Origin of the sequence: Curtobacterium sp. MCSS17_011 (assembly GCF_003224275.1) — a bacterium.
Lineage (GTDB): Bacteria > Actinomycetota > Actinomycetes > Actinomycetales > Microbacteriaceae > Curtobacterium.
Window position 1 is genome coordinate 241,748 of sequence record NZ_QKLE01000002.1, and the last position, 25,504, is coordinate 267,251.

Sequence of the window (25,504 nt, forward strand, 5' to 3'; positions counted from 1 at the left end):
GGTGTTTACGCTCCGCACCACGGAACGCGGGTGTTCCACGCGCGAACACCGGTGATCCGCGGCCCCGACCCGCCCGTCAGTTCGCGTGCGGGTGCAGGGCGTCGTAGCGGCGGAACGACGGGACCATGCGGAGGAGCAGCGCGACGAGGCCGATGATCAGCACGCCGCCGATGACCGGCGGGTACGCGATGCCGGCCGCGACGACCAGGCCGGCGTACAGGTCGCCGAGCCGCGGGCCGCCCGTGACGACCACGATGAAGATGCCCTGCAGTCGCCCGCGCATGCCGTCCGGCGACGCCGCCTGCAAGATCGTGTTGCGGAACACCGAGCTGACGTTGTCCGCGCCGCCGGCCATCGCCAGGAACAGCGCCGCGAGCCCGAGTGCCGGCAGGATCTCGACGCCGAACGCCTCACCCGTGCGGCCGCCGAGCACGTGCGCCAGCGCGATGACCACACCGAACGCCGCGATCGCCCCGCCGTACGCGGTGATGGCCCATCCGACGGCCTCGCCCTGGCGTCGGACGTGCCCGAGCGGCCCGGAGAAGACGCTCGACAGCAGCGCTCCGATCGCGTACGCGGCGGTGAGGGTGCCGACGGTGATCGAACCGCCACCGATGACCAGTGCGCCGATCGCGGGGAACAGCACGCGCGGCTGCCCGAACGTCATCGCGACGATGTCGAGCACGAACGTCATCGTGATGTTGCGCGACCGCCGCAGGAACTTCGCGCCCTCGATGAGCGACCCGAGCCCGGGGCGCAGCGCGTCGTGGTCGGCGGCCATCCGCGGCAGCGTGAAGACCCCGAGGAACGCGAACGTGAAGAGCACGACGTCGATGGTGTAGGTCGGGGCGAACCCGACGGTCGCGATGAGCACACCGGCGATCGCCGGACCCACGGTGACCTGGAACCCCGACGCGATCCCGCCCAGTGCGCTCGCCGCGGGCAGCAGGTCGGTGCCGACGAGCCGCGGGACGATGGCCGAGCGGGAGGCGTTGCTGACGGTGGCGGCCACGGCGTTCACCGTCGCGAGCACGTAGAGCAGCGCGACGCTGTGCAGGTCGAGCCAGGCGTGCGTGGCGATCAGGGCGACCGCGACCCACGCGATGACGGACGACACGAGGGCGACGAGGCGCCGGTCGAAGGCATCCGCGAGCATCCCGCCGTACAGGCCGGCGACGATCATCGGCACGAGCGCGATGACACCGACCAGGGCCACGGCGAAGGTCGAGCGGGTGATCTCGTAGACCTCGAGCCCGACGGCGACGGTGGTCATCTGGGTGCCGATGCCGGCGATCGCGGTGCCGGCCCAGAGGCGGGCGAAGGCGGGGGAGCGGCGGAGCGGGGTGAGGTCGGCGAGCAGGCGGCGGCGCGGCGGAGCGGGAGTCGATGGTGTCACGGTGGAACCATTCTGCGGGCTGGACGCTCGTTGCGCGTGCCCGGTGCGCGCTCTGGTTGACTGATCGGCATGACTGACCTGAACAGCAAGCCCGAGTTCGACGCCCCCGAGGGCCCCGCCCCCACCGAGCTCGTCATCACCGACATCGTCGAGGGCTCCGGCGAGGAAGCGTCGTCCGGCTCGACCGTCAAGGTCCACTACGCCGGCGTCGAGTACGAGACCGGCGAGGAGTTCGACAGCTCCTGGAACCGCGGTGAGCCCATCGACTTCCCGCTCGCGGCCCTGGTGCGCGGCTGGCAGGAGGGCATCCCCGGCATGAAGGTCGGCGGCCGACGCAAGCTCGTCGTCCCGCCGGAGCTCGCCTACGGCCCTGCCGGCGGTGGCCACTTCCTGTCCGGCAAGACCCTCATCTTCGTGATCGACCTGCTCGGGGTCCGCTGATGCAGGTCGGCGCCCCGACAATCGAGCTGAACGACGGCCACCGGTTCCCGGAACTCGGCCTCGGCACCTACGGCCTGAACGGCGACGAGGGCGCGGCGGCGGTCGGCACCGCGATCACGAGCGGCTACCGGCTGCTCGACACGGCGCTGAACTACGGCAACGAGGACGCCGTCGGCCGCGCCGTCCGCGAGTCCGAGGTGGCACGCGAGGACCTCGTCGTCACCTCGAAGCTCCCGGGCCGGCACCACGGCTACGACGAGGCGCACCGCTCGATCGACGAGACCCTCGGCAACCTGGGGCTCGACCACGTCGACCTGTACCTGATCCACTGGCCGAACCCGTCGGTGGACAGGTTCGTCGACACCTGGAAGGCGTTCGTCGACCTGCGTGACAGCGGCAAGGTCCGCTCCATCGGCGTCTCGAACTTCACGCCGGAGCACCTCCGCCGCATCGTCGACGCCACCGGGGTCGCCCCGGCCGTCAACCAGGTGGAGCTGCACCCGTACTTCCCCCAGGCGGAACTGCGGAAGGTGCACCAGGAGCTCGGCATCGTGACCGAGAGCTGGAGCCCGCTCGCGAAGCGGTCGGAACTGCTCACCGAGCAGCCGATCGTCGACGCCGCCGCGGCGCACGGTGTGGCCCCCGGCCAGGTCGTGCTGCGCTGGCACGTCCAGCTCGGTGCCGTGCCGGTGCCGAAGTCGGGCGACGCCGCCCGCCAGAAGGAGAACCTCGACGTCTTCGGCTTCGAGCTGACCGACGACGAGGTGCAGGCGATCTCCGCGCTCGAGCGCGGTCGTCTGTGGGACGGCGACCCGGACACGCACGAAGAGATGTAGACGTGTCGCGTCCGCCGGGCGCACGGACGCACGGACCGGAGGCGCGGTGCCAGCTGGCACCGCGCCTCCAGTCATCCGTGTCGGTGCGCCGGGACTACACTGAACACCCCTCTTTCCCGAAGGGTTGCGTGTGTCCGAACCGACCGAGATCGACCGTGAACGCGGCTACGTCGACGGCCTCTTCCGCCGTCTCGACGAGCTGACCGCCGAGGCCGAACAGCGCCTCGCCGAGACCCGCCGACAGGCGGTCGGCGGGAACCACCAGAGCCGCAGCGAGCGCGACGCGTACGCGCGGCTCTACGAGGACACCGTCGCGACGCTCGAGCGGGTGGGGGACCGCCTGGTCTTCGGCCGCCTCGAGGTCGCCGAGCCCGACAACTCCGACGACACGTTCCGCTACATCGGCCGCGTGGGGCTTCGCGACGCCGAGCACCGGCCGCTGCTGCTCGACTGGCGCGTCCCCGGTGCGAGCGCCTTCTACCAGGCCACCGCCGCGCACCCGATGGGCATGCGGTCTCGCCGGCACCTGTCCCTGCAGGGCCGTCGGGTCGTCGGCGTCGAGGACGAGGTGTTCGACGCCTCGCTCTACGACGACGAGCGCACCCACCTGCAGGGCGAAGGGGCACTGCTCGCCGCGGTGACCGCCGAGCGCACCGGCCGGATGACCGACATCGTCGCGACGATCCAGGGCGAGCAGGACCGCATCATCCGCTCCCCGCTCGAGGGCGTGCTCATCGTGCAGGGCGGCCCCGGCACCGGCAAGACCGCCGTGGCGTTGCACCGGGCCGCCTACCTGCTCTACTCGTACCGGGAGCGGCTACGGGGCTCCGGCGTGCTCATGGTCGGTCCGTCCCCGGCGTTCCTGACGTACATCGAGCAGGTGCTCCCGTCGCTCGGCGAGACCGGTGTCGTGATGGCGTCGCTCGGCTCGCTCTACCCGGGCGTGCACGCGACGACGCACGACACCCGCGACGTCGCCGCCGTGAAGGGTGCAGCGCAGACGGCGTCGCTCCTGCGCCGCGCGGTGCGCTCGCGCCAGGTCGTGCCGACCGAGTCGGTCACGCTCGACGTCGAGGGCGAGCGGCTCGTCGTGCCGCCGCAGCTCGTCGCCGACGCCATGAAGCGTGCGCAGGACCGCGGCAAGCCGCACAACGCCGCCCGCGTCACGTTCAACAAGATCGCCCTCGACGCGATGACCCGCCTGCTCGCCGAGCAGCTGCGGGAGCGCGGCACCACGGTGGACGAGGCCGACGAGAAGGTCCTGCGCGAGGACATCCGGAGCTCGTACGACGCCCGCGTGCTGCTCAACACCGCGTGGTTGCCGCTGCCGCCGGAGAAGTTCCTCGAGGACCTCTACGCCCGGCCGAACTGGCTCGCCTCGCTCACCCCCGACTGGACCCCCGAGCGCCGTGCCCTGCTGCAGCGTGCCCGAGGCGCAGCCTGGACCGTCGAGGACGTCCCCCTGCTCGACGAGGCAGCCGAACTGCTCGGCCCGTTCGACCCGACCGGTGGCGCAGCAAAGCGCGCGGCGAAGGCCAGCCGGAACCGCGACATCGAGAACGCCCGCCAGGCGATCGAGAACATGGGTGTCGAGGGCATCGTCAGTGCCGAGCAGGTCGCCGGCTCGTTCGCCGAGGGCGGCGATCCCCGCTCCACGGCGGAGCGCGCTGCCGACGACCGCGAGTGGACCTACGGGCACATCGTCGTGGACGAGGCGCAGGAGCTCTCGCCGATGCAGTGGCGCGTGCTCGCCCGGCGCAACCCACTGCGCTCGTTCACGATCGTCGGTGACATGGCCCAGGGCTCCTCGCCGGGTGCCGCACGCACCTGGGACGACGTCATCGGGGCGCTCGCGCGTCGCCGCCGGGGCCGTGCGCCGCAGGTGCCGCTCGACCACCGCATCGAGCAGCTCACCGTCAACTACCGCACCCCGCGCTCCATCGTCGAGGCCGCGGGGGCCTTCGCCGACAGTGCCGGGCTGACGGTCACCCGCAACGAGGCCGTACGCGACGGCGATCCCGTCGAGCGCGTCCGCGTCGCCCGGGCCGACCTGCTCGACACCGTCGTGGCGGTCGCCGACGCCGAGCGGACCCGGATCGGCTCCGGCACCATCGGCGTCATCGTCCCCGAGGCCCAGGTCGACACGATCCGGCAGCGGCTCGCCCGCACCGAGGCGGACGTCCGGGGCCTCGCCTCGCCGAACGCCGGCTCGCTCACGGTGCTGACGGGTGCGGACGCCAAGGGCCTGGAGTTCGACGGCGTGCTGCTCGTCGACCCGGACGGCGTGGGGGCCGACGCCGCCCGTGCCGCCGCCGCGGTGTACGTCGCGATGACGCGTCCGACCCGTCGCCTGACGGTCATCGACGTCGACTGACGATCGCGCACGCGTCCTCGCGTGCGTCCTCGCCCACTCCGTGAGCAGGAATGGTCGGGTCCGCTGGGCCCACGCGACCATTGCTGCTCACGATCGGTCGGTGGTGGCGTCTCCGCGGGGCGGACGGGAGGCCCGCTGCGGGCCCGCCACGGGCCTGCCGGCTCAGGTCGGGTCGCCTTCGGACCGCACCCGCGCGACCAGGTCGGCCCACGGACCGTCGAGGCGGCGACCGGGGATCGTCACGGTCGTGCGTTCGAGGCTGATCGTCCAGCTGAAGTCGTCGGGGACGGGCGGGGCCGTCGGCGCAGGGGTGCGTTGCAGCGCGTCGACGACGTCGGACCACGCCGCGGGGTCGCTGCTCGTGTCGGTGTCGACCCGCCAGCGCCGTGTGGTGCCGGCGAAGCCCCCGGAGCGGCGGACCTCGATGCGCATGCCCCCGACGCTACGCCCGGGTGGCGCGCTCAGTCGAGCACGCCCACCCGCTGCCAGGCCTGACGGACCGCGGTCTGCTCGGCGGAGCCGTCCCCGAACCGTCGCCCGGCCGCGTCGACGGTGACGGTGGCGAAGCCCGCGAAGTCGATCGACGCGGTCACCTCGGGCGACGTCAGGGCGTCCCACCAGACGGCACCGGCACCCAGCCAGGCGGGGCCGCCGATGGCCGTGGCCGCCAGGAAGAACGCGTGGTTCGGGATGCCGGAGTTCGTGTGGACCCCGCCGGCGTCGTCGGTGGTGACGACGAACCCGCCCATGGTGGCCGGTTGCGGGTCCTTGCCGAGCACCGGGTCGTCGTACGCGGTGCCCGGGGCCCGCATCGACCGGAGCGCATCGCCCCGCACGGCGTCGGTGAAGAGCCCCTCGCCGATGAGCCAGCTGGCCTGTTCCGCCGACTGCCCCGCCGCGTACTGGGCGACGAGGGAACCGAAGACGTCGCTGATCGACTCGTTGAGGGCGCCGGACTGCCCCTGGTAGGTCAGGTCGGCCGTGTACTGCGTGACGCCGTGCGCGAGCTCGTGGCCGATGACGTCGAGCGCGACGGTGAAGCGCCGGAACACCTCGTCGTCGCCGTCACCGAACACCATCCGGCTGCCGTCCCAGTAGGCGTTGTCGTAGTCCTGGCCGTAGTGCACGGTCGCGTCGAGGGGGAGCCCGGCGCCGTCGATCGACACCCGGTCGAAGACCTCGAGCCAGAAGGCGTGCGTCGCGCCGAGGCCCGCGTAGGCCTCGTCGACCGCGGCGTCACCGGAGTCGGCGTCGCCCTCGCGCCGGACGACGGTGCCGGGCAGCGTGGTGGTGCCGTGCGCGTCGGTGATCGTGCGCTGCGGGGAGCGGTCGACGGTGCCGCTGGCGCCGCGCGGTGCGATCAGGTGCTCGTGCTTCGGCGCCTGCACGGTGTCGAGCGAAGCGAGCGCGGTACGTGCCGCCGAGGCCGCTCGGGGGAACGCGTCGGCGTCGGCGACGGCGCGGAGCAGGTAGGGCGGGACGACGGAGCGGAAGCGGTCGGTCGCGGTCATGCGCACATGCAACCACCGGGCACCGACACGGCCCTGCGCGGCCCTCCCGCGGCGGTGGTCAGTCGCGCTTGCGGTGCTCGACGAGGGCCAGCGCGTACGACTCCCACCACTGGCCGGCCGCGGGGCCGCCGTTGCAGGTGCCGTCGCTGAGCCCCGGCGTCTTGACCCAGAGCAGGGCGTCGAGCCGGGTGCTGCCGCCGGTGACGTGCGGCTCCTGGCCGAGGCCGGCGCCCTCGGGGTTGCACCACGTGCCACGCCACCCCTGCCCGTTGCGGGACACGTCGATGACGAAGTGCGGGTCGCCACCGATCGCGTCGGCGAGCTCGTCGGCGTACGGGCGCTCCTGGTCGACGCGGTAGAAGTTCGACACGTTCGTGAAGAAGCCCTGCACCTCGTCGACGCCGGCCTGCCGCAGCCAGTCCGCCATGGTGGCGGTCGGCACACGGTTCTCGTTGCCGCCGTCCAGGTACACGGTGAGCCCGTGGCCGGTCAGCGCGTCGACGGCCTTCCGCAGCAGGGGCAGGCGTTCGTCGCGCAGTCGCTCGCAGTTCTGGATCTGGGCGATCGAGTCGGGTTCGACGAGCACGACGGCGTGCGAGCCGGCCATCGCCCGGACGGCGGACCGGACCCACGGCAGGTAGGCGTCGTCCTCGGTGCCGCCCTTGGAGTAGCTGCCGCAGTCGCGGTCCGGGATGTTGTAGAGGACGAACACGGGGGTGGCACCACGGTCCTCCGCCGTGCTGACGACCGACCGGATCGTCGAGCGGGTCTCGGCCCGCGAAGTGTTCGTCAGCCAGGTCGCGATCGGCTGGTCGGCGATCACGGCGATCTGCTCGGCGGTCGCGGCGTCGCCCTCGGCCCGTGCCTGTCGCTCGCGGAGGCCGGCCTGGTTCACGGCCGTCGGCTGGCGCGCGAGCCCGCCCGGGAACGCCTCGGCCGCGGTCTTCCGCTCGGCGACGGTGCGCCCGCTCGGGGTGGCGTCGCCGTCCGGCTGGCCGCCGTTCCACGGGCCGACGACCACGAGCGTCGTGACGACCGCGGCGACGACGACCGCCGCAGCGGCGATCCACCCCCACTGCCGCAGGCCGCTCGAGCGGTTGCGGCGTTCGGCGCTGGGTGCCTCGTGCTCCGGCATGCTGCGGTGCTCCTGATCTGACCGTGCGGTGTCGGTGGTGCGGGCACCGATCGCGCCCGGACCCATGCTGACAGGTACGGGGGAGTCCTGACCAGCGCCGATCCGTGATCGCCCAGGTGTCGTACCGACGGCTGACAGGAGCGCTCCAGCGTCCGCGCAGGACCATGCAGCACACTGTCCGGATGTTCCGTCGACTCCTCCTCCTCGCCCTGACCGCGGCGTACGCCTGGGTGATCTGGCGGATGACGCTGACCCCGCAGGTCTTCACCTCGGCCCAGAACTCGCTCGTGCTGCACGCGATCGCATGGGTGCAGCAGCTGCCGCACGGTGCCTGGTTCACGTACGAGCGCACCGAGTTCCTCGCCAACATCGCGATGTTCGTGCCGGTCGGGATGCTCGCGGCGCTGTGGCTGCCCCGTCGCTGGTGGATCCTCGGCGCGCTCGTCGCGGTCGTCCTGTCCACGGGCATCGAGTTCGCCCAGGCCACCTACCTGCCGTACCGCGTCGCGGACCCGCGCGACGTGCTGTCGAACGGCCTCGGCGGACTGCTCGGCGCGACGCTCGTCGGGCTCGTCCGCAGTCTGCTGCCGGAACGTCGACGTCGACGCCGTCTGCATCCCAGGACCGCCTAGGACTCTGGTAGTCTTGGGCGGTTGCCGTCGAACGGCCGCGGACAAAGAGCGCTCGCGCATCAGGCACGGGCACCGCGCAACGGACAGGAAGGGGATCACCATGGCACTTGACGCACAGGTCAAGCAGGAGATCATCGAAGAGTACGCGACCCACCCGGGCGACACCGGATCCCCCGAGGTCCAGGTCGCCGTTCTGACGCGTCGTATCAACGACCTGAACGAGCACCTCAAGGAGCACAAGCACGACCACCACTCGCGTCGTGGTCTGCTCCTCATGGTCGGTCAGCGTCGCCGTCTCCTCGGTTACCTCTCCGACGTCGACATCGCCCGCTACCGTGCGCTCATCGAGCGCCTCGGCCTGCGTCGCTAGTCGACCGACACACGCTTGACCGAACGCCCCGGCCCTCCTCGTGAGGACCGGGGCGTTCTCCGTTCCCGGACCTGGTGCGTCTTCGGTCGGTCAGGACACGTCGCCCGCGCTGAGCCCGCGGTCACGACTCGTCGGCTCCCGCGGTCTCACGCGACACTTCGTGACCGCTCCGCAGTCAGCGCGCGGGGAGTCGTGACCGATCGGCACGCTGCTCGACGGCGGGAATGGTTGTGGCGGCAACCCGGTTGGATGCTATGTTCATGCAAACGCATCGAAAGTCGGGAAGCATCATGACCACCATCGCCGTCGTCTCCGCCGGACTCTCCGAGCCCAGCTCCACCCGCCTGCTCGCCGACCGTCTGGGTGAGGCAGCCGTCGCGTCGCTCGTCGCCGAGGGGACCCCCGCACACGTCGTGCACGTCGAGCTCCGGCCGCTCGCGCACGAGGTCACCGACGCGATGCTGACCGGGTTCGCGGCCCCTGCGCTCTCCGCAGCGATGGCCGCTGTGGTCGAGGCCGACGCCGTCGTGTTCGTCACGCCGATCTTCACCGCGGGCGTCAGCGGCCTGGCCAAGTCGTTCCTGGACGTGCTCGACAAGGACTCGATGGCCGACATGCCCGTCCTGCTCGGCGCCACCGGTGGGACCTCGCGGCACTCGCTCGCGATCGACCACGCCCTCCGGCCCGTCTTCGCGTACCTGCGTGCGGCGATCGTGCCGACCGGGGTGTTCGCCGCGACCGACGACTGGGGGACCGACGGTGACGCGGCCGCCCTGGACGGTCGCATCCGCCGGGCAGGAGCCCACCTGGCCTGGGCGATCCGGGCCTCCAGGAGGGCACCGCAGGAAGCCGACGCGCTCCCCGCGACCCCGGACTTCGCGAGCCTGCTCGGCGGCCTCGGTCACTGACCCGGTGCCGAGACGCCGTCGTGTTCACGAGACGCCGCCGAACCCGGCGACGTCTCGGGCGTTCGGCGGCGTCTCGGCGAGACGACGGCGTCGACCGGACGCAGCCACTGGACGCAGCGACCGGACGCAACGACCGGACGCCGCTGACCGACGCGCGACCAGCCCAGCGCTCAGTACCAGTGCGGGTTGACGCTCATCTCGTGGCCCCACGCCCCGCAGGGTGACCCGTAGGCGCTCTTGATGTAGGCGAGCCCCCAGTTGATCTGCGTCGCAGCGTTCGTCCGCCAGTCGGCTCCGGCCACCGCCATCTTCTCGGCCGGCAGCGACTGCGGGATGCCGTAGGCGCCGCTCGAAGCGTTCAGGGCGTTCGCCCGCCACCCGGACTCCTGCGTCCACAGCGACACCAGGCACGAGAACTGGTCGTCGCCCCACCCGTAGGACGCCAGGGCGCCACGCGCGTAGGCCTGGGCGCCGGCCGGGTCGACGACGACACCACCGGTGCTCGGGTAGGACGTGCCGGAGCCGCCGCTGCTCGCGCTGCCGCCGCCGGTGTTCGCCGCGGCCGCGTTCGCCGCCGCCTCGGCCGCCGCCGCTGCAGCCCGCTTCCGCTGCTGCTCCGCCTTCTGCGCGGCGACCCGCTGACCGAGCTCGTACCCGGCCTCCTGCTCCGCGGTGCTGTCCTTGAGCGACGCGAGCTGCGCGTACAGCTCGTCGCTGTGCTGCTCCGTCGACTCGACGGCGGCGTCCGCCGCCTGTTCCGCCGACTTCGCCGCGGCCGAGCGCTCCTCGGCCGCCTGCGCGCGCGTCGCGCGCTCCGTCTCGGCCCGCTGGGCCTGCTCGTGCAGCGACGACGCCGTGCCGGCAGCGACGGAAGCCTCGTCCATGACGCCGGACCACGTCTCCGACAGCTGGTCGAGTGCACCGAGCTGGTAGAGCAGCTGGTCCGGGTTCTCCGCGGTCGCGATCCGGGTGGTCATCTGGTTCGTGCTGCCGTCGCGGTACAGGTTCGCGGCCAGTTGACCGGCCCGCTGCTGAGCGCGGTCCGCCGTCTCACTCGCGTGCTGCGCCTGGGCCTGGAGGCTCGTGGCGGCCTGGGTGGCCGACGCCAACTCCGCCTCGGCTGCGTCCGCCTTCGACGAGGCCACCAGGGCGGCCTGCGACTTCGCCGCGGCTTCGTCCTGCGCGGACTGCAGCGCGGCCTGGACCTTCTGCACCTCGGCCCGCTTCGCGGTCTCGTTGCCCTTCGCGCGCTGCACGTCCTGCCACGTCGGGTACTCGGTCGCGTTCGCGGGGACAGCGGTGAGTGCCGGGGCGACGAGCGCGCCGACGACCACGGCGGCCGCGACGAGCACGCCCCGCGAGGGGGTGAGACGCATGGCGGCAGGCTACCGATGTTCACCAGCAGTCCAGCGAGCCGCGCCGCCCACAGCCTGAGGACTGGTAAAGTCCATCATGTCCGAGGACTCATTCCCCGGACGTCACACACAACACTGCGCAGGCCGGGCACGGAGCTGGTCATCGGTGGTGGCTCGCGGGCCGGAACGGTTTCCCGAGTGCTTCTACTGCTGGCCAGACATGCGTCCGGAACGATCGGCGCGCACGCACCATCGAGTGCCGTCGCCACGGCCTGCCGGAAACACATCAAGGAGGCGCCCTTTTGGAGGGTCCCGAGATCAAGTTCGCCGAAGCCGTCATCGACAACGGCAAGTACGGCAAGCGCACCGTCCGGTTCGAGACCGGCCGGCTCGCACAGCAGGCCCAGGGCGCGGTCGCCGCGTACCTCGACGAGGAAACGATGCTCCTCTCGGCCACCAGCGCCGGCAAGCACCCGCGTGAGGGCTTCGACTTCTTCCCGCTGACCGTCGACGTCGAGGAGCGTTCCTACGCCGCCGGCAAGATCCCCGGTTCGTTCTTCCGCCGCGAAGGCCGTCCGTCGACCGAGGCCATCCTCGTCTGCCGTCTCATCGACCGGCCGCTGCGCCCGTCGTTCGTCGACGGACTGCGCAACGAGGTCCAGATCGTCATCACCGTCCTGAGCATCGCTCCGGACGAGTTCTACGACGCGCTCGCCATCAACGCCGCGTCCGCGTCGACGCAGATCTCCGGTCTGCCGTTCTCCGGCCCGATCGCCGGTGTGCGCCTCGCGCTGATCGGTGACCAGTGGGTCGCGTTCCCGAAGGCCTCGCAGCTGGCCGACGCCGTGTTCGACCTCACCGTCGCCGGCCGTGTCGTCACGGACGAGGCGGGCAACGAGGACGTCGCGATCATGATGGTCGAGGCCGAAGCCACCGAGCACGCCTGGGACCTCATCCAGGGCGGCGCCACCAAGCCCGACGAGGCCATCGTCGCCCAGGGCCTCGAGGCGGCGAAGCCGTTCCTCAAGTCCCTCGTCGACGCGCAGGCCAAGCTCGCCGCACAGTCGGCCAAGGAGATCCAGGACTACCCGGTCTTCCCGCCGTACGCGCCCGAGGTCTACTCGGCTGTGGAAGCCCTCGCGCTCTCCGAGCTCGGTGACGTCTACAAGATCGCCGCCAAGACCGAGCGTCAGGACGCCGACGACGCGCTCAAGTCGCGCGTGAAGGAGGCCATCGCCGCCAAGGTCGAGGCCGGCGAGCTGCCGACCGAAGCCAACGGCCAGGTCAGCGCCGCGTACAAGTCGGTCACGAAGAAGGTCGTCCGCGGCCGCATCCTGACCGAGCAGGTCCGCATGGACGGTCGCGGCCTCGCCGACATCCGTCCGCTCGACGCCGAGGTCGCCGTGATCCCGCGCGTCCACGGTTCGGCGATCTTCCAGCGCGGCGAGACGCAGATCCTCGGCGTCACGACGCTGAACATGCTCAAGATGGAGCAGCAGATCGACTCGCTGTCGCCCGTCACGAAGAAGCGCTACCTGCACCACTACAACTTCCCGCCCTACTCGACCGGTGAGACCGGCCGCGTTGGTTCGCCGAAGCGTCGCGAAATCGGGCACGGCTTCCTCGCCGAGCGCGCCCTCGTGCCGGTGCTGCCGTCGCGTGACGAGTTCCCCTACGCCATCCGTCAGGTCTCCGAGGCGCTCAGCTCCAACGGCTCGACCTCGATGGGTTCCGTCTGCGCCTCGACCCTCTCGCTGCTCAACGCCGGTGTGCCCCTCAAGGCCCCGGTCGCCGGCATCGCGATGGGCCTGGTGTCCGACACCGTCGACGGTCAGACCCGCTACGCGGCCCTGACCGACATCCTCGGTGCGGAAGACGCGCTCGGCGACATGGACTTCAAGGTCGCCGGTACCTCGGAGTTCGTCACCGCGATCCAGCTCGACACCAAGCTCGACGGCATTCCGTCGACGGTGCTCGACGCGGCGCTCAAGCAGGCGAAGGAGGCCCGCTCGGCCATCCTCGGTGTGCTGAACGAGGCCATCGACGCCCCCGACGAGATGGCGGACACCGCTCCTCGCGTCATCTCGGTGCAGATCCCCGTCGACAAGATCGGCGAGCTGATCGGCCCGAAGGGCAAGACGATCAACGGCATCCAGGACACCACGGGCGCCGACATCTCGATCGAGGACAACGGCACGGTCTACATCGGCGCCGTCGACGGTCCGTCGGCCGAGGCCGCTCGTGCCCAGGTCAACGCGATCGCGAACCCGACCAACCCGGAGATCGGGGACCAGTTCCTCGGCACCGTCGTGAAGATCGCCACCTTCGGCGCCTTCGTGTCCCTGCTCCCGGGCCGTGACGGTCTGCTCCACGTCTCCGAGGTCCGCAAGCTCGCCGGTGGCAAGCGTGTGGAGAACGTCGAAGACGTGCTCGGCGTCGGCCAGAAGGTCCTGGTCGAGGTGACCAAGGTGGACGATCGCGGCAAGCTGTCGCTCGCGCCGGTCGTGACCGACGAGACCGAGGGTGACTCCACCTCGGCCGAGACGGTACGCGCCCACGCCGAGGACCCGGCCGAGGGCTGATCCTCCCCGCGTCCTGACGCACGAACGGCCGCCGTCCCTTCCGGGGCGGCGGCCGTTCGCCGCTGCGGGGGCGTGCGTGCGTTGGCCGTGCGTGCTTTGGCTGCGTGCGTGCTTTCGCGGCCAGCGACACCTCACGGGCACGGCGCCGCGTGAACTGTCGTCGGCCGCGAAAGATCGCGGCGCGGTGCCGCGTGCCGGTCAGGCCGCGGGGGTCTCCTGCGTGCCCATGAGCTGCGCGCGCCCGAGCAGGTGCCCGCGGAGCATGAAGCCCACGACCGCGGGGGTCGCGTCCGCGGGGACCTCGAGCACGGGGACGTCGAGGGCGCTCAGCGTGAAGAAGTAGCGGTGCACACCGTGGCCCGCGGGCGGAGCAGCCCCGAGGAACGTGTCCGTGCCGAACTCGTTGCGGCGGCGGAGTGCCTCGGCGGGCAGCAGGGCGTCATCGGTGCCGGCGCCTGCGGGGAGCGAGGTCGCCGAGCCCGGGATGTCGCTCAGGCTCCAGTGCCAGAAGCCGGAGCCGGTCGGGGCGTCGGGGTCGTAGACGGTCAGGACGAAGCTCTTCGTGCCCTCGGGCGCGTCCGACCACTCGAGTGCGGGGGAACGGTCCTCACCGCCGACGTCGGAGCCGCGTGCCGAGGTGGGCAGCTCGCCTCCGTCGGCGAAGTCGGGGCTCGTCAGGGTGAAGGACGGGACGTCGGGCAGGTTCCAGTTGGGGTCGTTGGCCATGTCCCAAGCCAACACCCGACGGCTCGGGCTGTGCTCCGTGCGCGCGCGGGGCTGTGGGAGTTCGCACGCGACGGCCTGGAGGCACGGTACGGGCCCGCCGCGGGCCTCCCGTCCGCCTGCGGTCACCTCGACCGCCCTGCGGAAGCGACAGATCCGCATCGCGTGGGTGCGTCAGTGCCGCGAAGGCGACAGGATGGCACGAACTGTTCGCGGTGATCTGTCGCTTTCGCGAGGGCGACAGCCGAACGCGACAGATCTGGTGACAGCCGGGCGTCAGCCCGCGAGCACCCGGTCGACCACACGGTTGAGCGCAGCGGTGGCGGCGATCGCGTCGCCGGCGTACGCCCCGGCCATCGCACCGTCGCGCGCGAGCATGAGTTCGTCGGCGCCGTCGCCGGGCAGGGGGTGCCCGGCTTCCTGCAGCAGGGTCGCGAGTCGCTCGGTGTACCAGTCGCGGTGCACGGCGACGACCTGGCGCACCGGGTCGCGCGGGTCGTGGTACTCGGCGGCGGCGTGCAGGAACGCACAGCCGCGGAACGCCGGGTCGTTGACGTCGTCGGCCAGGGCGGCGACCCACGCACGGACGGCCCGCTCGGGGGAGCCGGCGTCGGCGATGAGCTGCTCCATCCGCTCCTGCACGCGCTCGTGCTGGGTGCGGATGTAGGCGAGGATCAGGTTGTCCTTCGACCCGTAGTGCTTGTAGAACGTCGCCTTCGTGACGCTCGCCTCGGAGATGAGACGGTCGACGCCGACGCTGTGGATGCCCTCTTCGTAGAAGAGTCGCGTGGCGGTCTCGAGGACGCGGACCTTCGCGCCGCCGGAGCGGGGAGTCGGGGGGACGCTCGACCCGTCCGGCGACGCGAGGTTCGTGCTCGGGCCGGGGAGACGCTGGACGGCCGGTTGGGGGGAATCGACCGTCACAGCGTGTACTCCTCGGACTCATCGGCTCCGCGACCGGAGTGGGGGGACTCGGTGGTCGCGCAGGACTGATGTCCCGAGCCGCCGGATCGGAACTTAGGGGGGCTTTCGATCCGGCGTGGCCAACAGTAGCACAAGGAGGACAGACAGACGAGTCGGTCTGTCCACACTTTCTGTACCCCACTTCGAGTGGCACGCGACCGAGACCGGGAAACTGGGCGGGAGGCCTCGACGGATCAGTAGGCTCGTCTGCGATGAACCAGCCAGTGCCACTGCCGCTCGGGGCCCCGGACACGTCGTTCCTGACGTCCGGCGGGGCCTTCGTCCGTCGCACCGTGCTGCCCTCGGGCGTCCGTGTGCTGACCGAGGCGGTGCCGGGCGCCGCGTCGACGAGCATCGGGTTCTGGGTCGGCGTCGGTTCGCGGGACGAGCGCGACGGGCAGTTCGGGTCGACGCACTTCCTCGAACACCTGCTCTTCAAGGGCACCGAGACCCGGTCGGCGCTCGACATCGCCATCGCCTTCGACTCGGTCGGCGGTGAGCACAACGCCGCGACCGCCAAGGAGTACACCTGCTACTACGCACGGGTCCGGGACACCGACGTCCCGATGGCCGTGAACGTCATCGGTGACATGGTCACCGGCTCGGTGCTCGAACCGGACGCCTTCGCCGTCGAGCGCGGGGTCATCCTCGAAGAGCTCGCGATGGCCGCCGACGACCCGGCCGACGTCGCCGGCGAGGCGTTCTTCGCCGCGGCCTTCGGCGGACACCCCCTCGGCCGTCCGATCGGCGGCACCCCGGACAGCATCCGTGCGGTCCAGCGCGACGAGGTGCTGGCCCACTACCGCGAGCACTACGCGCCGAACGGCATCGTCGTGACCGCCGCCGGTGCCGTCGACCACGACCGGTTCTGCGAGCTCGTCGCCGGTGTCTTCCACGACGCGCCAGACGCCGACCCGCTGCCGCGCCGCACGCCCGAGACGGTTGCCGACCCGGTCGAGCCGAAGCTGTCCGTGGTGCACCGCCCCACCGAACAGGTGAGCATGCTCCGCGGGTCGCAGGGCCTCGACCTGCGTGACGACCGCCGTCCCTCGCTCAGCGTCCTGAACGCCGTGCTCGGTGGGGGCATGAGTTCGCGCCTGTTCCAGGAGGTCCGCGAGCGCCGCGGTCTGGCCTACGCGGTGTCGTCGTTCGCCCCCGCGTACCTGGACAACGGTGCCTTCGGTGTCTACGCCGGCTGCGCGCCGGACAACGTCGCGGGTGTCATCGACATCGTCGACGCGGAGTTCCGCCGGATGGTCGACCACGGCATCACCGACGACGAGCTCCGCCGTGCCAAGGGGCAGATCGAGGGTGCGCTGACGCTCTCGCTCGAGGACTCCGACGCCCGCATGACCCGCCTCGGCCGCTCCGAACTCGGTACGGGGGAGTACACCGACCTGTCGACGGCGCTCGAGCGCGTCGACCGCGTCACCACCGACGGCGTGCTCGAACTCGCGCGCGACCTGCTCACCCGGCCGACGATCACCTCGGTGGTCGGCGCCGTGCAGCAGGACGAACTCGCCGCGGCGATCGGGATCGGCAGCTGAGCGCGGACATGTCGCACTACCTGTACCTCGTCCGGCACGGCGAACACCAGGACGCCGAACACGGCCTGCGGGACGGCAAGCTCTCCGAACGCGGCAAGCGTCAGGCGACCCTGATCGCCGATCGTCTCGGCGGCGTGCCCTTCGACGGTGTGTACCACTCGCCGCTCGAGGCACCGAGCGAGACCGCGGCGTTCCTGTCGCAGCGCCTGCCGTCGATCCAGCCCGAGCCCTCGACGCTGCTGTTCGACTGCATCCCCTCGGGCCCGACCCCGGACATGCCGCACGCCTACCAGGGCTGGTACGGCGGCATCACCGAAGAGGAGATCGTCGCCGGGCAGGCCCAGATGGGCGACGCCGTGTCGGAGTGGTTCACCCCCGCGCGCGAGGACCGGCACGACCTGCTCATCACCCACAACGCCGTGATCGGCTGGTTCGTGCGCGAGGCGTTCCAGGCCCCCGAGTGGCGCTGGATGGGCACCAACGTCGCCCACACCGCGCTCACGATCATCCGGATCCGTTCGGCCAAGCCCGCCGAGGTCGTCACACTGAACGACCTGGCCCACCTGCCGGTGGAGCTCCGCACCGGTCTGCCGGTCGACCAGCCCGTCTAGCGGCTGCCGGTCCGGTCCGCGGCGGTGCGGCCGGGAGGCCCGTGGCGGCTCAGGCGATCGGCTTGCGGTACCAGGCGGTCGCGTTCGGGTTCTCGTTGAACGGCTCGACCCGCTGGTACCCGCGGCCGCGGTACATCGCGCCGGCCGCCACGAGCGAGTCGTTCGTGTCGAGGACGATGCTCGTCGCACCGAGGTCGGCCCCCGCGCGCTCGAGCAGGTCCATCACGGCCGTCGCCACGCCCTTGCCGCGCCCGGCCGGCGTCACGAAGACGTGCTTGACCTCGAACCGGACGTCGACGGCACCGGTCGCGTCGACCCCGTCCGCGATCCGCCGGAGACCGCCGCAACCGACCGCGGTGCCGTCCTCGTACGCCACCGCGAAGACACCGTTCGGCGGCGTGAACTCCGCAGCGGGGGTGCGCTTCCGCGAGTACGAGCCCTGCGTGCTCGGGAACGTCGCCTCACGCTCGTCCAGGTACGCGTCGAGCAGCTCGTCGACCTCGGGCAGATCGGCCGGCACGGTCCTGACCTCGACTGACATGCGTCGATCCTAGGATGGACCGCATGGTCACTCCCGTCGCCGTCGTCGGCGCCACCGGTCGTCTCGGGGGCCTCGTGGCCTCCGTCGTCGAGGAACTCCCGGAGTTCGAGCTCGTCGCCCGTCTGTCCTCGAAGGACGGCGTGCACGACGCGCCGCCGTCGGTCTTCGGCGGCGCGGCGCTCGTCGTCGACGTGACGGTCCCGTCGCTCAGCCCGGCGATCGTCGAGAACGCGCTGTCGAGCGGCGCGAACGTGCTCGTCGGCACCTCCGGCTGGTCACTCGACCGCCTCGCGAAGCTCCGCACCGGTCTGCAGGAACGCCCTGAGCAGGGGGTGCTCGTCGTCCCGAACTTCTCGATCGGCTCGGTGCTCGGCACGCACCTGGCGACGATCGCGGCACCGTGGTTCCCGGCCGCCGAGATCGTCGAGACCCACCACGCCGGCAAGATCGACTCGCCCTCGGGCACCGCGGTGCGCACCGCCGAGCTGATGGCCGACGCCCGTCGCGAGGTCGGCCCCGTGGACGCCCCGCACGTCGACCAGCGCGCCCGCGGCCAGCAGGTCGCCAGCGTGCCGATCCACTCGCTCCGACTGCCAGGGGTGAAGGCGGTGCAGGACGTCGTGCTGAGCGGCCCCGGCGAGACGCTGACGATCCGGCACGACACGAACGACGACGTCGCCTACGTGGCCGGCATCCGTGCGGCGCTGGCGAACGTCGTCGCGGCGCGGGGCCTCACCGTGGGCCTCGGCAGCGTCCTCGGCATCGGCTGAGGCGTCGTGGGTCGGATGGAGCGGGCCGGACGCACGATCCGCTCGCCGTTCTGGGGCGCGGCGCTGATGGCGGTGCTGCTCGCCCTGTACATCGTGCTGGTCGGGCAGCGCGCCGTCGCCTTCATCGCGACCGGCATCCCGGTCGGCATCGGCATCGGCGTCGCGCTGTTCGTCGTCGCCGCGATCGGGGCGCTCCTGCTCGTGCTGGAGTTCCGCTTCGGCATCCGCATCACCCGGCTCGGCGCGCGGCTCGAGGCCGAGGGCGGAACCCCGGACGACGTCGTCCCGGTGCGGCCGTCGGGTCGGCCGATCCGCGACGCCGCCGACGAGCTGTTCCCGCGGTACCGCGACGCGGTCGAACAGAACCCGGCCGACTGGCGTGCCTGGTACCGGCTCGGTGTCGTCTACGACGCCGCCGGCGACCGCAAGCGCGCGCGGTCGGCGATGCGCACCGCCCTGGCCCGCGCCATCGAACGCTGACCACGGGCTCGGCGTCGATCAGAAGACGGCGTCGATCGCGTCCGCAGCCTGCGGATACCGGAACGTGTAGCCGGACTCGAGCAGCTTCGTGGGGACCATCCGCTGGCTCGACAGGAGCATGTCGTCGGCGGCGTCCCGCAGCGCCAGGCGCAGGGCGAACTCGGGGATCCGGAACAGGTAGGGGCGGTGCAGCACCTCGGCGACGTGCTTCGTGATGCGGTCGGCGACGACGGGCTCGGGGCCCGCCAGGTTCACCGGGCCGGAGACCTCCGGGGCCGCGGTGGCCAGGTGCAGGATCGCACCGACCTCGTCCTCGAGGGCGATCCAGGGCCAGTGCTGGCCACCGGTGCCCAGTCGGCTCCCGACGCCGAGCTTCGTCAGCGGGACGATCGGCGCGAGCGCACCACCGCCCTTGCCGATGACGATGCCGGTGCGGAGCGTGACGACCCGCACCCCGGCGGGAGCGGCGTTCGCGGCGGCTTCCCACGCGGTGCAGACGTCGGCGAGGAAGCCCGAGCCCGGGGCGGCGTCGTCCTGCAGCACGTCGGCCGGGCGGTCGCCGTACACGCCCGAGGCCGATCCCGACAAGAACAGCGCCGGGGGAGTGGCGGCGTGCCGCATCGCCTCGACCAGGGTGTCGGTGGCGTCGATGCGCGAGCTGCGGATCTCCCCGCGGTAGGCGTCCGTCCACGGCAGCTTGCCGATGTTCGCGCCGGCGAGGTTGATCACCACGTCGGCACCGTCGACGATCGCGGGGTCGAGTGGACGCCGCCCCGGCGCCCAGCGGAACTCGGTCGCGGTGCGCGCTTCGCGGCGGACGAGCGTGGTGACGTGGTGCCCCGCTTCGCGCAGGGCGCGGACGAGGGGCGTCCCGATGAACCCGGACGAGCCGGCCACCAGGATCGAGAGCGGTTGTACCGTCGTGTCGGGCATGCCCGCAACGCTACTCACACCGACGTAGGCTTCTGTGTGTGACCGACAGCGAGACCGTACAGCCCGACGCCTCCGTCCCGACGCCCTACGAAGACCTGCTCCGCCGGGTCCTGACCGAGGGATCGCCGAAGGGCGACCGCACCGGCACCGGGACCCGCAGCCTGTTCGGCGCGCAGCTCCGCTACGACCTGTCGAAGGGCTTCCCGCTCGTCAGCACCAAGCGCGTGCACTTCAAGTCGGTCGCGTACGAGCTCCTCTGGTTCCTGCGCGGCGAGGGCAACGCGACCTGGCTGCAGGAGCACGGCGTCCGGATCTGGAACGAGTGGGCGGACGCCGACGGCGACCTCGGCCCGGTGTACGGCGTGCAGTGGCGATCGTGGCCGACCCCGTCGGGCGAACACGTCGACCAGATCGCGCAGGTCATCGAGCAGATCAAGGCGAACCCGGACAGCCGCCGGCTCATCGTCTCGGCGTGGAACGTCGCCGACGTGCCGGACATGGCGCTCGCCCCGTGCCATGCGTTCTTCCAGTTCCACGTGAACGACGGCAAGCTCTCGTGCCAGCTCTACCAGCGGAGCGCCGACATGTTCCTCGGCGTCCCGTTCAACATCGCCTCGTACGCGCTGCTCACCCACATGATCGCGGCGCAGACCGGGCTCGAGGTCGGCGACTTCGTCTGGACCGGCGGCGACTGCCACATCTACGACAACCACGTCGAGCAGGTCGAGGAGCAGCTGTCCCGCACGGCGTACCCGATGCCGACGCTCGAACTCGCACCGCGCGACTCGATCGACGACTACGAGTACGAGGACTTCACCGTCGTCGGCTACGAGCACCACCCGGCGATCAAGGCCGCGGTCGCCGTCTGATGATCGGCATGGTCTGGGCCCGCTCGACCACCGGTGTCATCGGTGCCGACGGCGGCATGCCCTGGCACGTGCCCGAGGACCTGGCGCACTTCAAGCAGGTCACCGGCGACGCGACCGTGCTGATGGGCCGGCGCACCTGGGAGTCCCTGCCCGAGCGCTTCCGGCCGTTGCCCGGTCGGCGCAACGTCGTGCTCACCCGTGACACGACGTGGTCGGCCGCCGGCGCCGAGGTCGTGCACGACCTGCAGGCCACGCTCGAGGGTGCAGAAGGCGCCGACGAGACCGTCTGGGTCATCGGCGGCGGCCAGGTGTACGGCGCCGCGCTCGACTCGGCCGACCACGTCTCCGAGACCCTGATCGACGTCGACGTCGCGGGGGACACCGCGGCGCCCGAACTCGGTGACGACTGGATCCTGGTCGACGACGGGCCGTGGCAGGAGTCCCGCGACGGCGGCACCCGCTACCGGTTCCTGGAGTGGCAGCGCCGCGCCTGAGTGCCCGATGTCGCCGGGCGCGACCGGCGGGGCGGACGCGATCCGGGCCTCCCGGCCGCGCCGCAGGCGGTCCACCGTCCACACGGACGGCCGTCCTCGCGCACATCCCCGGTACGCTGGTGCCCGTGTCCCCGCGTGAGAATCCCTTCGGTCAGGTCCTCGTCGCCCTCGTGACCCCGTTCACGGCCGACGGTGAGGTCGACTGGCCCGGCGTCGAGCAGCACATCGACGACTGCATCAGCGCCGGCGCCGACGGCATCGTCGTCACCGGCACGACCGGTGAGACGTCGACGCTGACCGACCCGGAGAAGCTCCGGCTGGTCGAGGTCGGCAAGTCCGTCGCCGCCGGCCGCGCGAAGATCATCACGGGCGGCGGCTCGAACGAGACCGCCCACGCGATCCACCTGTACAAGCAGAGCGAGCGCGCCGGTGCCGACGGCGTCATGATCGTCACTCCGTACTACAACAAGCCGACGCAGTCGGGTGTCCTCACGCACTTCCGGATGATCGCCGACGCCACCGACCTGCCGGTGATCCTGTACGACATCCCCGGCCGCACCGGCATCCCGATCACGTACGACACGATCCTGCGTGCGTCGAAGCACCCGAACATCCTCGCCGTGAAGGACGCCAAGGGCGACTTCGCCGAGGTCTCGCGTGTGCTGAACAACACCGATCTCATGTACTTCTCCGGCGACGACACGAACGTGCTCCCGCACCTGTCGATCGGCGCCACGGGCCTGATCGGCGTGACCGCGAACATCACGTCGGCGCCGTACCGCACCATCGTCGACGCCGTGAACCGGGGCGACCTGGCCACCGCGACGGCCGAGCACAAGCGACTCGAGCCACTCGTCCGCGCCGTGATGACGCACGTTCCCGGTACCGTGGCCGCGAAGTACATCCTGCACGGGCTCGGCCGCATCGGCAGCCCGCGCGTCCGACTGCCGCTCGTCGGCCCCGAGGACTCCGAGGCGTACGCCATCGAGACCTCGCTCGAAGCCGTGCGTGACGTGCCCGGCGCCGACTTCTCGAACTTCCGCCCCGACCGCAACGCGGCGGCCGGCGGTGCACTACCGAAGGTGCCAGGCACCACCCGCTAGCGAACACCGTGGCGCGCAGTACGCGCGTCGCCCGAATCCGTAGGACCGAATGCCCACACAGATCTCCGAACCGCAGCCGCTCGAAGCCGGCACCCTCCGCGTCGTCCCCATCGGGGGCCTCGGCGAGATCGGTCGCAACATGACCGTCTACGAGTACGAGGGCAAGCTGCTCATCGTCGACGCCGGCGTGCTGTTCCCCGAGGAGCACCAGCCCGGTGTCGACCTGATCCTGCCGGACTTCTCGCCGATCCGTGACCGCCTCGACGACGTCCTCGGTGTCGTGCTCACGCACGGCCACGAAGACCACATCGGCGCCGTCCCGTACCTGCTCAAGCTCCGCGACGACATCCCGCTGATCGGCTCCACGCTGACCCTCGCGCTGGTCGAGGCGAAGCTCAAGGAGCACCGGATCAAGCCGTACACGCTCGTCGTGGCCGAGGACCAGACCGAGCAGATCGGCCCGTTCCACCTCGAGTTCGTCGCCGTGAACCACTCCATCCCGGACGCCCTCGCCGTCGCGATCACGACCCCCGCCGGTCGTGTGCTGCACACGGGCGACTTCAAGATGGACCAACTCCCGCTGGACGACCGCATCACCGACCTCCGTGCGTTCGCCCGTCTGGGCGAGGCCGGCGTGGACCTGTTCCTGCCGGACTCCACGAACGCTGACGTGCCGGGCTTCACCGCTCCGGAGCGCGACATCGGCCCGGTGCTCGAGAACATCATCACGCGCGCCCGCAAGAAGGTCGTCGTGGCGAGCTTCTCGTCGCACGTGCACCGTGTGCAGCAGGTCCTCGACGCCGCCGCGGCCGCCAATCGCAAGGTCGCGTTCATGGGTCGCTCGATGATCCGCAACATGACGATCGCCGCCGAGCTCGGGTACCTGCGGGTGCCGGAGAACGTGCTCATCGACACGAAGAAGGCGAAGAACGTCCCCGACGACCAGATCGTCTACATGTCGACCGGGTCGCAGGGTGAGCCGATGGCCGTCCTGGCCCGCATGGCGAACCTCGAGCACCAGATCGAGATCGGCGAGGGCGACACCGTCATCCTCGCGTCGTCGCTCATCCCGGGCAACGAGAACGCCGTGTACCGCGTCATCGACGGGCTGACCAAGCTCGGCGCGAAGGTCGTGCACAAGGGCAACGCGAAGGTGCACGTCTCCGGACACGCCTCCGCCGGCGAGCTGCTCTACTGCTACAACATCCTGCGGCCGCGCAACGTGCTGCCGGTCCACGGCGAGCACCGCCACCTGTACGCGAACGCCGACCTGGCGATCCAGACGGGTGTGCCGCCGCGCAACGTCATCCTCGGGCAGGACGGCATCGTCGTCGACCTGAAGGACGGCGTCGCCACGGTCGCCGGTCAGCTCGACATCGGCTACGTCTACGTCGACGGCTCGACCGTCGGTGAGATCACCGACGCCGACCTGAAGGACCGCCGTGTCCTGGCAGAAGAGGGCTTCATCTCGATCTTCGCGGCGGTGGACTTCACCACCGGGCAGTGCGTGATCGGCCCGGAGATCCAGTCCCGCGGGTTCGCCGAGACCGACGCCGTGTTCGACGACGTCCGCCCGCAGATCGCCAAGGCACTGGCCGAGGCCGCCGCCAACGGCACCCGCGACTCGCACGCGTTCGCGCAGGTGGTCCGACGCACCGTCGGCCGCTGGGTGAACACGAAGCACCGTCGTCGCCCGATGATCGTCCCGGTGGTCATCGAGGCGTAGCGCCGGTTCGCGGGCGTGCTCGCGTTCGCGGGTGCGTTCGCGTTCGCGTTCGCGTTCGCGTCGGTCCTGCCCGGGAGGCCCGTCCAGCGTCCGTCACGGACGCTGCGGCGGGCCTTCCTGCGTTTGTCCTGAGCGGGCGTTAGGGTTCTGCCCATGGCCGGAGGCACCAAGTCGACCACGCGCTCGCGCGCGTCCACGTCGTCCCGTGGCAACGGGACGCGCGGTTCGTCGCGCACCCAGGCCACGACGAAGAAGCTGCCGCAGGCCGCACCCACGCCGGTGTTCCGCGAGCAGAACCCCCTCGTGACCTTCTGGCTCGCGATGGCGCACGGCGTCGGGGCGATGTTCCGGCTGCTCGGCAAGGAGACCCTCGAGAAGGACCAGCGGCGCGACGGGTTCCCGTTCCTGCTGTTCCTGCTGGCCATCGCCGGCGGGGTCGTCGAGTGGCTCAACCCGACCAACAGCGTCTCGGTCGCACTCGACGCGTACACGTTCGGCGGGCTCTTCGGCCGCCTGGCGTTCGCCCTGCCGGTGATCATGATCGTCTTCGCCGGGTGGCTGTTCCGGCACCCGGCATCGGTGCACGACAACACCCGGATCGGCATCGGCCTGGGCATCCTGATCGTGTCGATCGCCTCGCTGTGCCACGTCTTCGGCGGCCGGCCGAGTGCGGCTGACGGCATGCCCGCGCTGGCCGCAGCCGGTGGCGTGCTCGGGTGGGTGGTCATCGGCTGGCTCGTCACGATCGCGACCGCCTGGGTGGCCGTGCCCGTGGCGATCGTGCTGCTCGTGCTCTCGCTCTTCATCATCACCAAGACGCCGCCGAACAAGCTCGGTCGCCGGCTGCACGAGCTCTACGCCTACCTGTTCGGCGCACCGGCCCCCGCGGCGGAGCCCGAAGCCGACGCCGCCGCGGCCGAGCCAGCCCCTCGTGCCCGCACCTCGAAGCGCGGCAAGAAGGGCGACACCGACTTCCAGCTGTTCGACGACCTCGGGTTCGGCGACGAGCAGGCCGGTGCCGACGCGGAAGCCGGTGGCGACAACGTGCCGTGGTGGCGCCGGAACAAGTCCGGGCGTGAAGAGGACCCGGCGTACGACAGCCCCGTGCTGCCCCCGGCCACCGGTGTCGCACCGACGGCGCCGCCCGCCGCGGCGGCTGCACCCGCTGCCCCGGTGGGCAACCCCAACGCGGGCGCTGCTGCCG

At 71.4% G+C, this 25,504-nt stretch carries 24 protein-coding genes and 1 pseudogene; 16 read left to right on the plus strand and 9 right to left on the minus strand.

The features are described 5' to 3' along the window. Positions 1-76: 76 nt before the first annotated feature. Entirely contained in the window at positions 77-1,396 is a 1,320-nt protein-coding gene (locus tag DEJ17_RS02505) for an MFS transporter (RefSeq protein WP_110891907.1), read from the minus strand. A gap of 69 nt (positions 1,397-1,465) precedes the next feature. On the opposite strand from DEJ17_RS02505, the gene DEJ17_RS02510 reads away from it, so the two are divergent. The 3 genes from DEJ17_RS02510 (at position 1,466) to DEJ17_RS02520 (ending at position 5,047) form a co-directional block, all read left to right on the plus strand. Beyond that, positions 1,466-1,837, plus strand: coding sequence for an FKBP-type peptidyl-prolyl cis-trans isomerase (locus tag DEJ17_RS02510; protein ID WP_110859255.1), 372 nt, complete (start codon positions 1,466-1,468; stop codon positions 1,835-1,837). Then, on the plus strand, positions 1,837-2,673 hold the full coding sequence (locus DEJ17_RS02515) for an aldo/keto reductase (RefSeq protein WP_110891908.1): 837 nt from the start codon (positions 1,837-1,839) through the stop codon (positions 2,671-2,673). The genes DEJ17_RS02510 and DEJ17_RS02515 overlap by 1 nt, the downstream gene beginning before the upstream one ends. A gap of 130 nt (positions 2,674-2,803) precedes the next feature. Continuing rightward, positions 2,804-5,047, plus strand: a complete 2,244-nt coding sequence (locus DEJ17_RS02520; RefSeq protein WP_258366620.1) for an ATP-binding domain-containing protein — start codon at positions 2,804-2,806, stop codon at positions 5,045-5,047. Positions 5,048-5,209: 162 nt separating this feature from the next. On the opposite strand, the gene DEJ17_RS02525 is transcribed toward DEJ17_RS02520, so the two are convergent. Genes DEJ17_RS02525 through DEJ17_RS02535 form a run of 3 tightly spaced genes read right to left on the minus strand, consistent with a single transcriptional unit; the run spans position 5,210 to position 7,693 of the window. Continuing rightward, the gene (locus DEJ17_RS02525; protein WP_110891910.1) at positions 5,210-5,479 is read right to left on the minus strand and encodes a protealysin inhibitor emfourin; all 270 of its coding nucleotides are present in this window, start codon (positions 5,477-5,479) and stop codon (positions 5,210-5,212) included. A gap of 29 nt (positions 5,480-5,508) precedes the next feature. Beyond that, positions 5,509-6,558 (minus strand): M4 family metallopeptidase, encoded by a 1,050-nt coding sequence (locus DEJ17_RS02530; RefSeq protein WP_110891911.1) that lies wholly within the window; start codon positions 6,556-6,558, stop codon positions 5,509-5,511. Between the two features lie 58 nt (positions 6,559-6,616). After that, entirely contained in the window at positions 6,617-7,693 is a 1,077-nt protein-coding gene (locus DEJ17_RS02535) for a glycoside hydrolase family 6 protein (RefSeq protein ID WP_181421003.1), read from the minus strand. 182 nt (positions 7,694-7,875) lie between these two features. Here DEJ17_RS02535 and DEJ17_RS02540 point away from each other — a divergent pair, with 182 nt between their 5' ends. From DEJ17_RS02540 to DEJ17_RS02550, 3 genes are all read left to right on the plus strand, one after another. Beyond that, on the plus strand, positions 7,876-8,325 hold the full coding sequence (locus DEJ17_RS02540) for a VanZ family protein (protein WP_181421004.1): 450 nt from the start codon (positions 7,876-7,878) through the stop codon (positions 8,323-8,325). Positions 8,326-8,425: 100 nt separating this feature from the next. Beyond that, entirely contained in the window at positions 8,426-8,695 is a 270-nt protein-coding gene (gene rpsO / locus DEJ17_RS02545; protein WP_071270776.1) for a 30S ribosomal protein S15, read from the plus strand. Positions 8,696-8,985: 290 nt separating this feature from the next. Continuing rightward, on the plus strand, positions 8,986-9,603 hold the full coding sequence (locus tag DEJ17_RS02550) for a CE1759 family FMN reductase (protein ID WP_110891914.1): 618 nt from the start codon (positions 8,986-8,988) through the stop codon (positions 9,601-9,603). A 170-nt stretch (positions 9,604-9,773) separates the two neighbouring features. On the opposite strand, the gene DEJ17_RS02555 is transcribed toward DEJ17_RS02550, so the two are convergent. Beyond that, positions 9,774-10,979 carry a hypothetical protein gene (locus DEJ17_RS02555; RefSeq protein WP_110891915.1) on the minus strand — a complete coding sequence of 402 codons (1,206 nt, stop codon included), beginning with the start codon at positions 10,977-10,979 and terminating at the stop codon, positions 9,774-9,776. Between the two features lie 281 nt (positions 10,980-11,260). Between DEJ17_RS02555 and DEJ17_RS02560 the strand changes: the two genes are divergently transcribed. After that, positions 11,261-13,540: a polyribonucleotide nucleotidyltransferase gene (locus DEJ17_RS02560; RefSeq protein ID WP_110891916.1), complete on the plus strand. Its 2,280-nt coding sequence runs from the start codon at positions 11,261-11,263 to the stop codon at positions 13,538-13,540. A 198-nt stretch (positions 13,541-13,738) separates the two neighbouring features. Here the strand turns inward: DEJ17_RS02560 and DEJ17_RS02565 are convergent, their stop codons facing one another. Both DEJ17_RS02565 and DEJ17_RS02570 read right to left on the minus strand, forming a co-directional pair. Next, entirely contained in the window at positions 13,739-14,266 is a 528-nt protein-coding gene (locus DEJ17_RS02565) for a YbhB/YbcL family Raf kinase inhibitor-like protein (RefSeq protein WP_110891917.1), read from the minus strand. Positions 14,267-14,539: 273 nt separating this feature from the next. Continuing rightward, positions 14,540-15,187 (minus strand): TetR/AcrR family transcriptional regulator, encoded by a 648-nt coding sequence (locus DEJ17_RS02570; RefSeq protein WP_110891918.1) that lies wholly within the window; start codon positions 15,185-15,187, stop codon positions 14,540-14,542. A 251-nt stretch (positions 15,188-15,438) separates the two neighbouring features. On the opposite strand from DEJ17_RS02570, the gene DEJ17_RS02575 reads away from it, so the two are divergent. Both DEJ17_RS02575 and DEJ17_RS02580 read left to right on the plus strand, forming a co-directional pair. Continuing rightward, positions 15,439-16,773 (plus strand): pitrilysin family protein, encoded by a 1,335-nt coding sequence (locus DEJ17_RS02575; RefSeq protein WP_110891919.1) that lies wholly within the window; start codon positions 15,439-15,441, stop codon positions 16,771-16,773. A gap of 8 nt (positions 16,774-16,781) precedes the next feature. Further along, on the plus strand, positions 16,782-17,384 hold the full coding sequence (locus DEJ17_RS02580; protein WP_027464756.1) for a histidine phosphatase family protein: 603 nt from the start codon (positions 16,782-16,784) through the stop codon (positions 17,382-17,384). 49 nt (positions 17,385-17,433) lie between these two features. On the opposite strand, the gene DEJ17_RS02585 is transcribed toward DEJ17_RS02580, so the two are convergent. Further along, on the minus strand, positions 17,434-17,925 hold the full coding sequence (locus DEJ17_RS02585) for a GNAT family N-acetyltransferase (protein ID WP_110891920.1): 492 nt from the start codon (positions 17,923-17,925) through the stop codon (positions 17,434-17,436). A 23-nt stretch (positions 17,926-17,948) separates the two neighbouring features. Here DEJ17_RS02585 and DEJ17_RS02590 point away from each other — a divergent pair, with 23 nt between their 5' ends. Together DEJ17_RS02590 and DEJ17_RS02595 are read left to right on the plus strand one after the other, a co-directional pair. Further along, the gene (locus DEJ17_RS02590) at positions 17,949-18,695 is read left to right on the plus strand and encodes a 4-hydroxy-tetrahydrodipicolinate reductase (protein WP_258366622.1); all 747 of its coding nucleotides are present in this window, start codon (positions 17,949-17,951) and stop codon (positions 18,693-18,695) included. Positions 18,696-18,710: 15 nt separating this feature from the next. Continuing rightward, on the plus strand, positions 18,711-19,175 hold the full coding sequence (locus DEJ17_RS02595) for a tetratricopeptide repeat protein (protein WP_110891922.1): 465 nt from the start codon (positions 18,711-18,713) through the stop codon (positions 19,173-19,175). Positions 19,176-19,193: 18 nt separating this feature from the next. Here DEJ17_RS02595 and DEJ17_RS02600 read toward each other — a convergent pair whose 3' ends face one another. Next, positions 19,194-20,108, minus strand: a complete 915-nt coding sequence (locus tag DEJ17_RS02600) for a TIGR01777 family oxidoreductase (RefSeq protein WP_110891923.1) — start codon at positions 20,106-20,108, stop codon at positions 19,194-19,196. Between the two features lie 38 nt (positions 20,109-20,146). Here DEJ17_RS02600 and DEJ17_RS02605 point away from each other — a divergent pair, with 38 nt between their 5' ends. The 5 genes and pseudogenes from DEJ17_RS02605 to DEJ17_RS02625 form a co-directional block, all read left to right on the plus strand. Continuing rightward, positions 20,147-20,977: a thymidylate synthase gene (locus DEJ17_RS02605; RefSeq protein ID WP_110891924.1), complete on the plus strand. Its 831-nt coding sequence runs from the start codon at positions 20,147-20,149 to the stop codon at positions 20,975-20,977. After that, the gene (locus tag DEJ17_RS02610; RefSeq protein WP_110891925.1) at positions 20,977-21,471 is read left to right on the plus strand and encodes a dihydrofolate reductase; all 495 of its coding nucleotides are present in this window, start codon (positions 20,977-20,979) and stop codon (positions 21,469-21,471) included. The genes DEJ17_RS02605 and DEJ17_RS02610 overlap by 1 nt, the downstream gene beginning before the upstream one ends. Before the next feature lie 125 nt (positions 21,472-21,596). After that, positions 21,597-22,574, plus strand: coding sequence for a 4-hydroxy-tetrahydrodipicolinate synthase (dapA, locus tag DEJ17_RS02615; protein WP_110891943.1), 978 nt, complete (start codon positions 21,597-21,599; stop codon positions 22,572-22,574). A gap of 49 nt (positions 22,575-22,623) precedes the next feature. Further along, a complete protein-coding gene (locus DEJ17_RS02620) occupies positions 22,624-24,300 on the plus strand; it encodes a ribonuclease J (RefSeq protein WP_110891926.1) in 1,677 nt (558 codons plus the stop codon). Between the two features lie 153 nt (positions 24,301-24,453). Then, positions 24,454-25,504: pseudogene (locus DEJ17_RS02625) on the plus strand (cell division protein FtsK); the annotation flags it as partial.

Coding starts and splice junctions, on each gene's coding strand:
- rpsO (WP_071270776.1), top strand. CDS start 8,426: ATGGCACTTGACGCACAGGTCAAGCAGGAGATCATCGAAGAGTACGCG.
- DEJ17_RS02580 (WP_027464756.1), top strand. CDS start 16,782: ATGTCGCACTACCTGTACCTCGTCCGGCACGGCGAACACCAGGACGCC.
- DEJ17_RS02535 (WP_181421003.1), bottom strand. CDS start 7,693: ATGCCGGAGCACGAGGCACCCAGCGCCGAACGCCGCAACCGCTCGAGC.
- DEJ17_RS02565 (WP_110891917.1), bottom strand. CDS start 14,266: ATGGCCAACGACCCCAACTGGAACCTGCCCGACGTCCCGTCCTTCACC.
- DEJ17_RS02590 (WP_258366622.1), top strand. CDS start 17,949: ATGGTCACTCCCGTCGCCGTCGTCGGCGCCACCGGTCGTCTCGGGGGC.
- DEJ17_RS02540 (WP_181421004.1), top strand. CDS start 7,876: ATGTTCCGTCGACTCCTCCTCCTCGCCCTGACCGCGGCGTACGCCTGG.
- DEJ17_RS02585 (WP_110891920.1), bottom strand. CDS start 17,925: ATGTCAGTCGAGGTCAGGACCGTGCCGGCCGATCTGCCCGAGGTCGAC.
- DEJ17_RS02515 (WP_110891908.1), top strand. CDS start 1,837: ATGCAGGTCGGCGCCCCGACAATCGAGCTGAACGACGGCCACCGGTTC.
- DEJ17_RS02600 (WP_110891923.1), bottom strand. CDS start 20,108: ATGCCCGACACGACGGTACAACCGCTCTCGATCCTGGTGGCCGGCTCG.
- DEJ17_RS02555 (WP_110891915.1), bottom strand. CDS start 10,979: ATGCGTCTCACCCCCTCGCGGGGCGTGCTCGTCGCGGCCGCCGTGGTC.
- DEJ17_RS02620 (WP_110891926.1), top strand. CDS start 22,624: ATGCCCACACAGATCTCCGAACCGCAGCCGCTCGAAGCCGGCACCCTC.
- DEJ17_RS02530 (WP_110891911.1), bottom strand. CDS start 6,558: ATGACCGCGACCGACCGCTTCCGCTCCGTCGTCCCGCCCTACCTGCTC.
- DEJ17_RS02525 (WP_110891910.1), bottom strand. CDS start 5,479: ATGCGCATCGAGGTCCGCCGCTCCGGGGGCTTCGCCGGCACCACACGG.
- DEJ17_RS02595 (WP_110891922.1), top strand. CDS start 18,711: ATGGAGCGGGCCGGACGCACGATCCGCTCGCCGTTCTGGGGCGCGGCG.
- DEJ17_RS02610 (WP_110891925.1), top strand. CDS start 20,977: ATGATCGGCATGGTCTGGGCCCGCTCGACCACCGGTGTCATCGGTGCC.
- DEJ17_RS02575 (WP_110891919.1), top strand. CDS start 15,439: ATGAACCAGCCAGTGCCACTGCCGCTCGGGGCCCCGGACACGTCGTTC.
- DEJ17_RS02510 (WP_110859255.1), top strand. CDS start 1,466: ATGACTGACCTGAACAGCAAGCCCGAGTTCGACGCCCCCGAGGGCCCC.
- DEJ17_RS02550 (WP_110891914.1), top strand. CDS start 8,986: ATGACCACCATCGCCGTCGTCTCCGCCGGACTCTCCGAGCCCAGCTCC.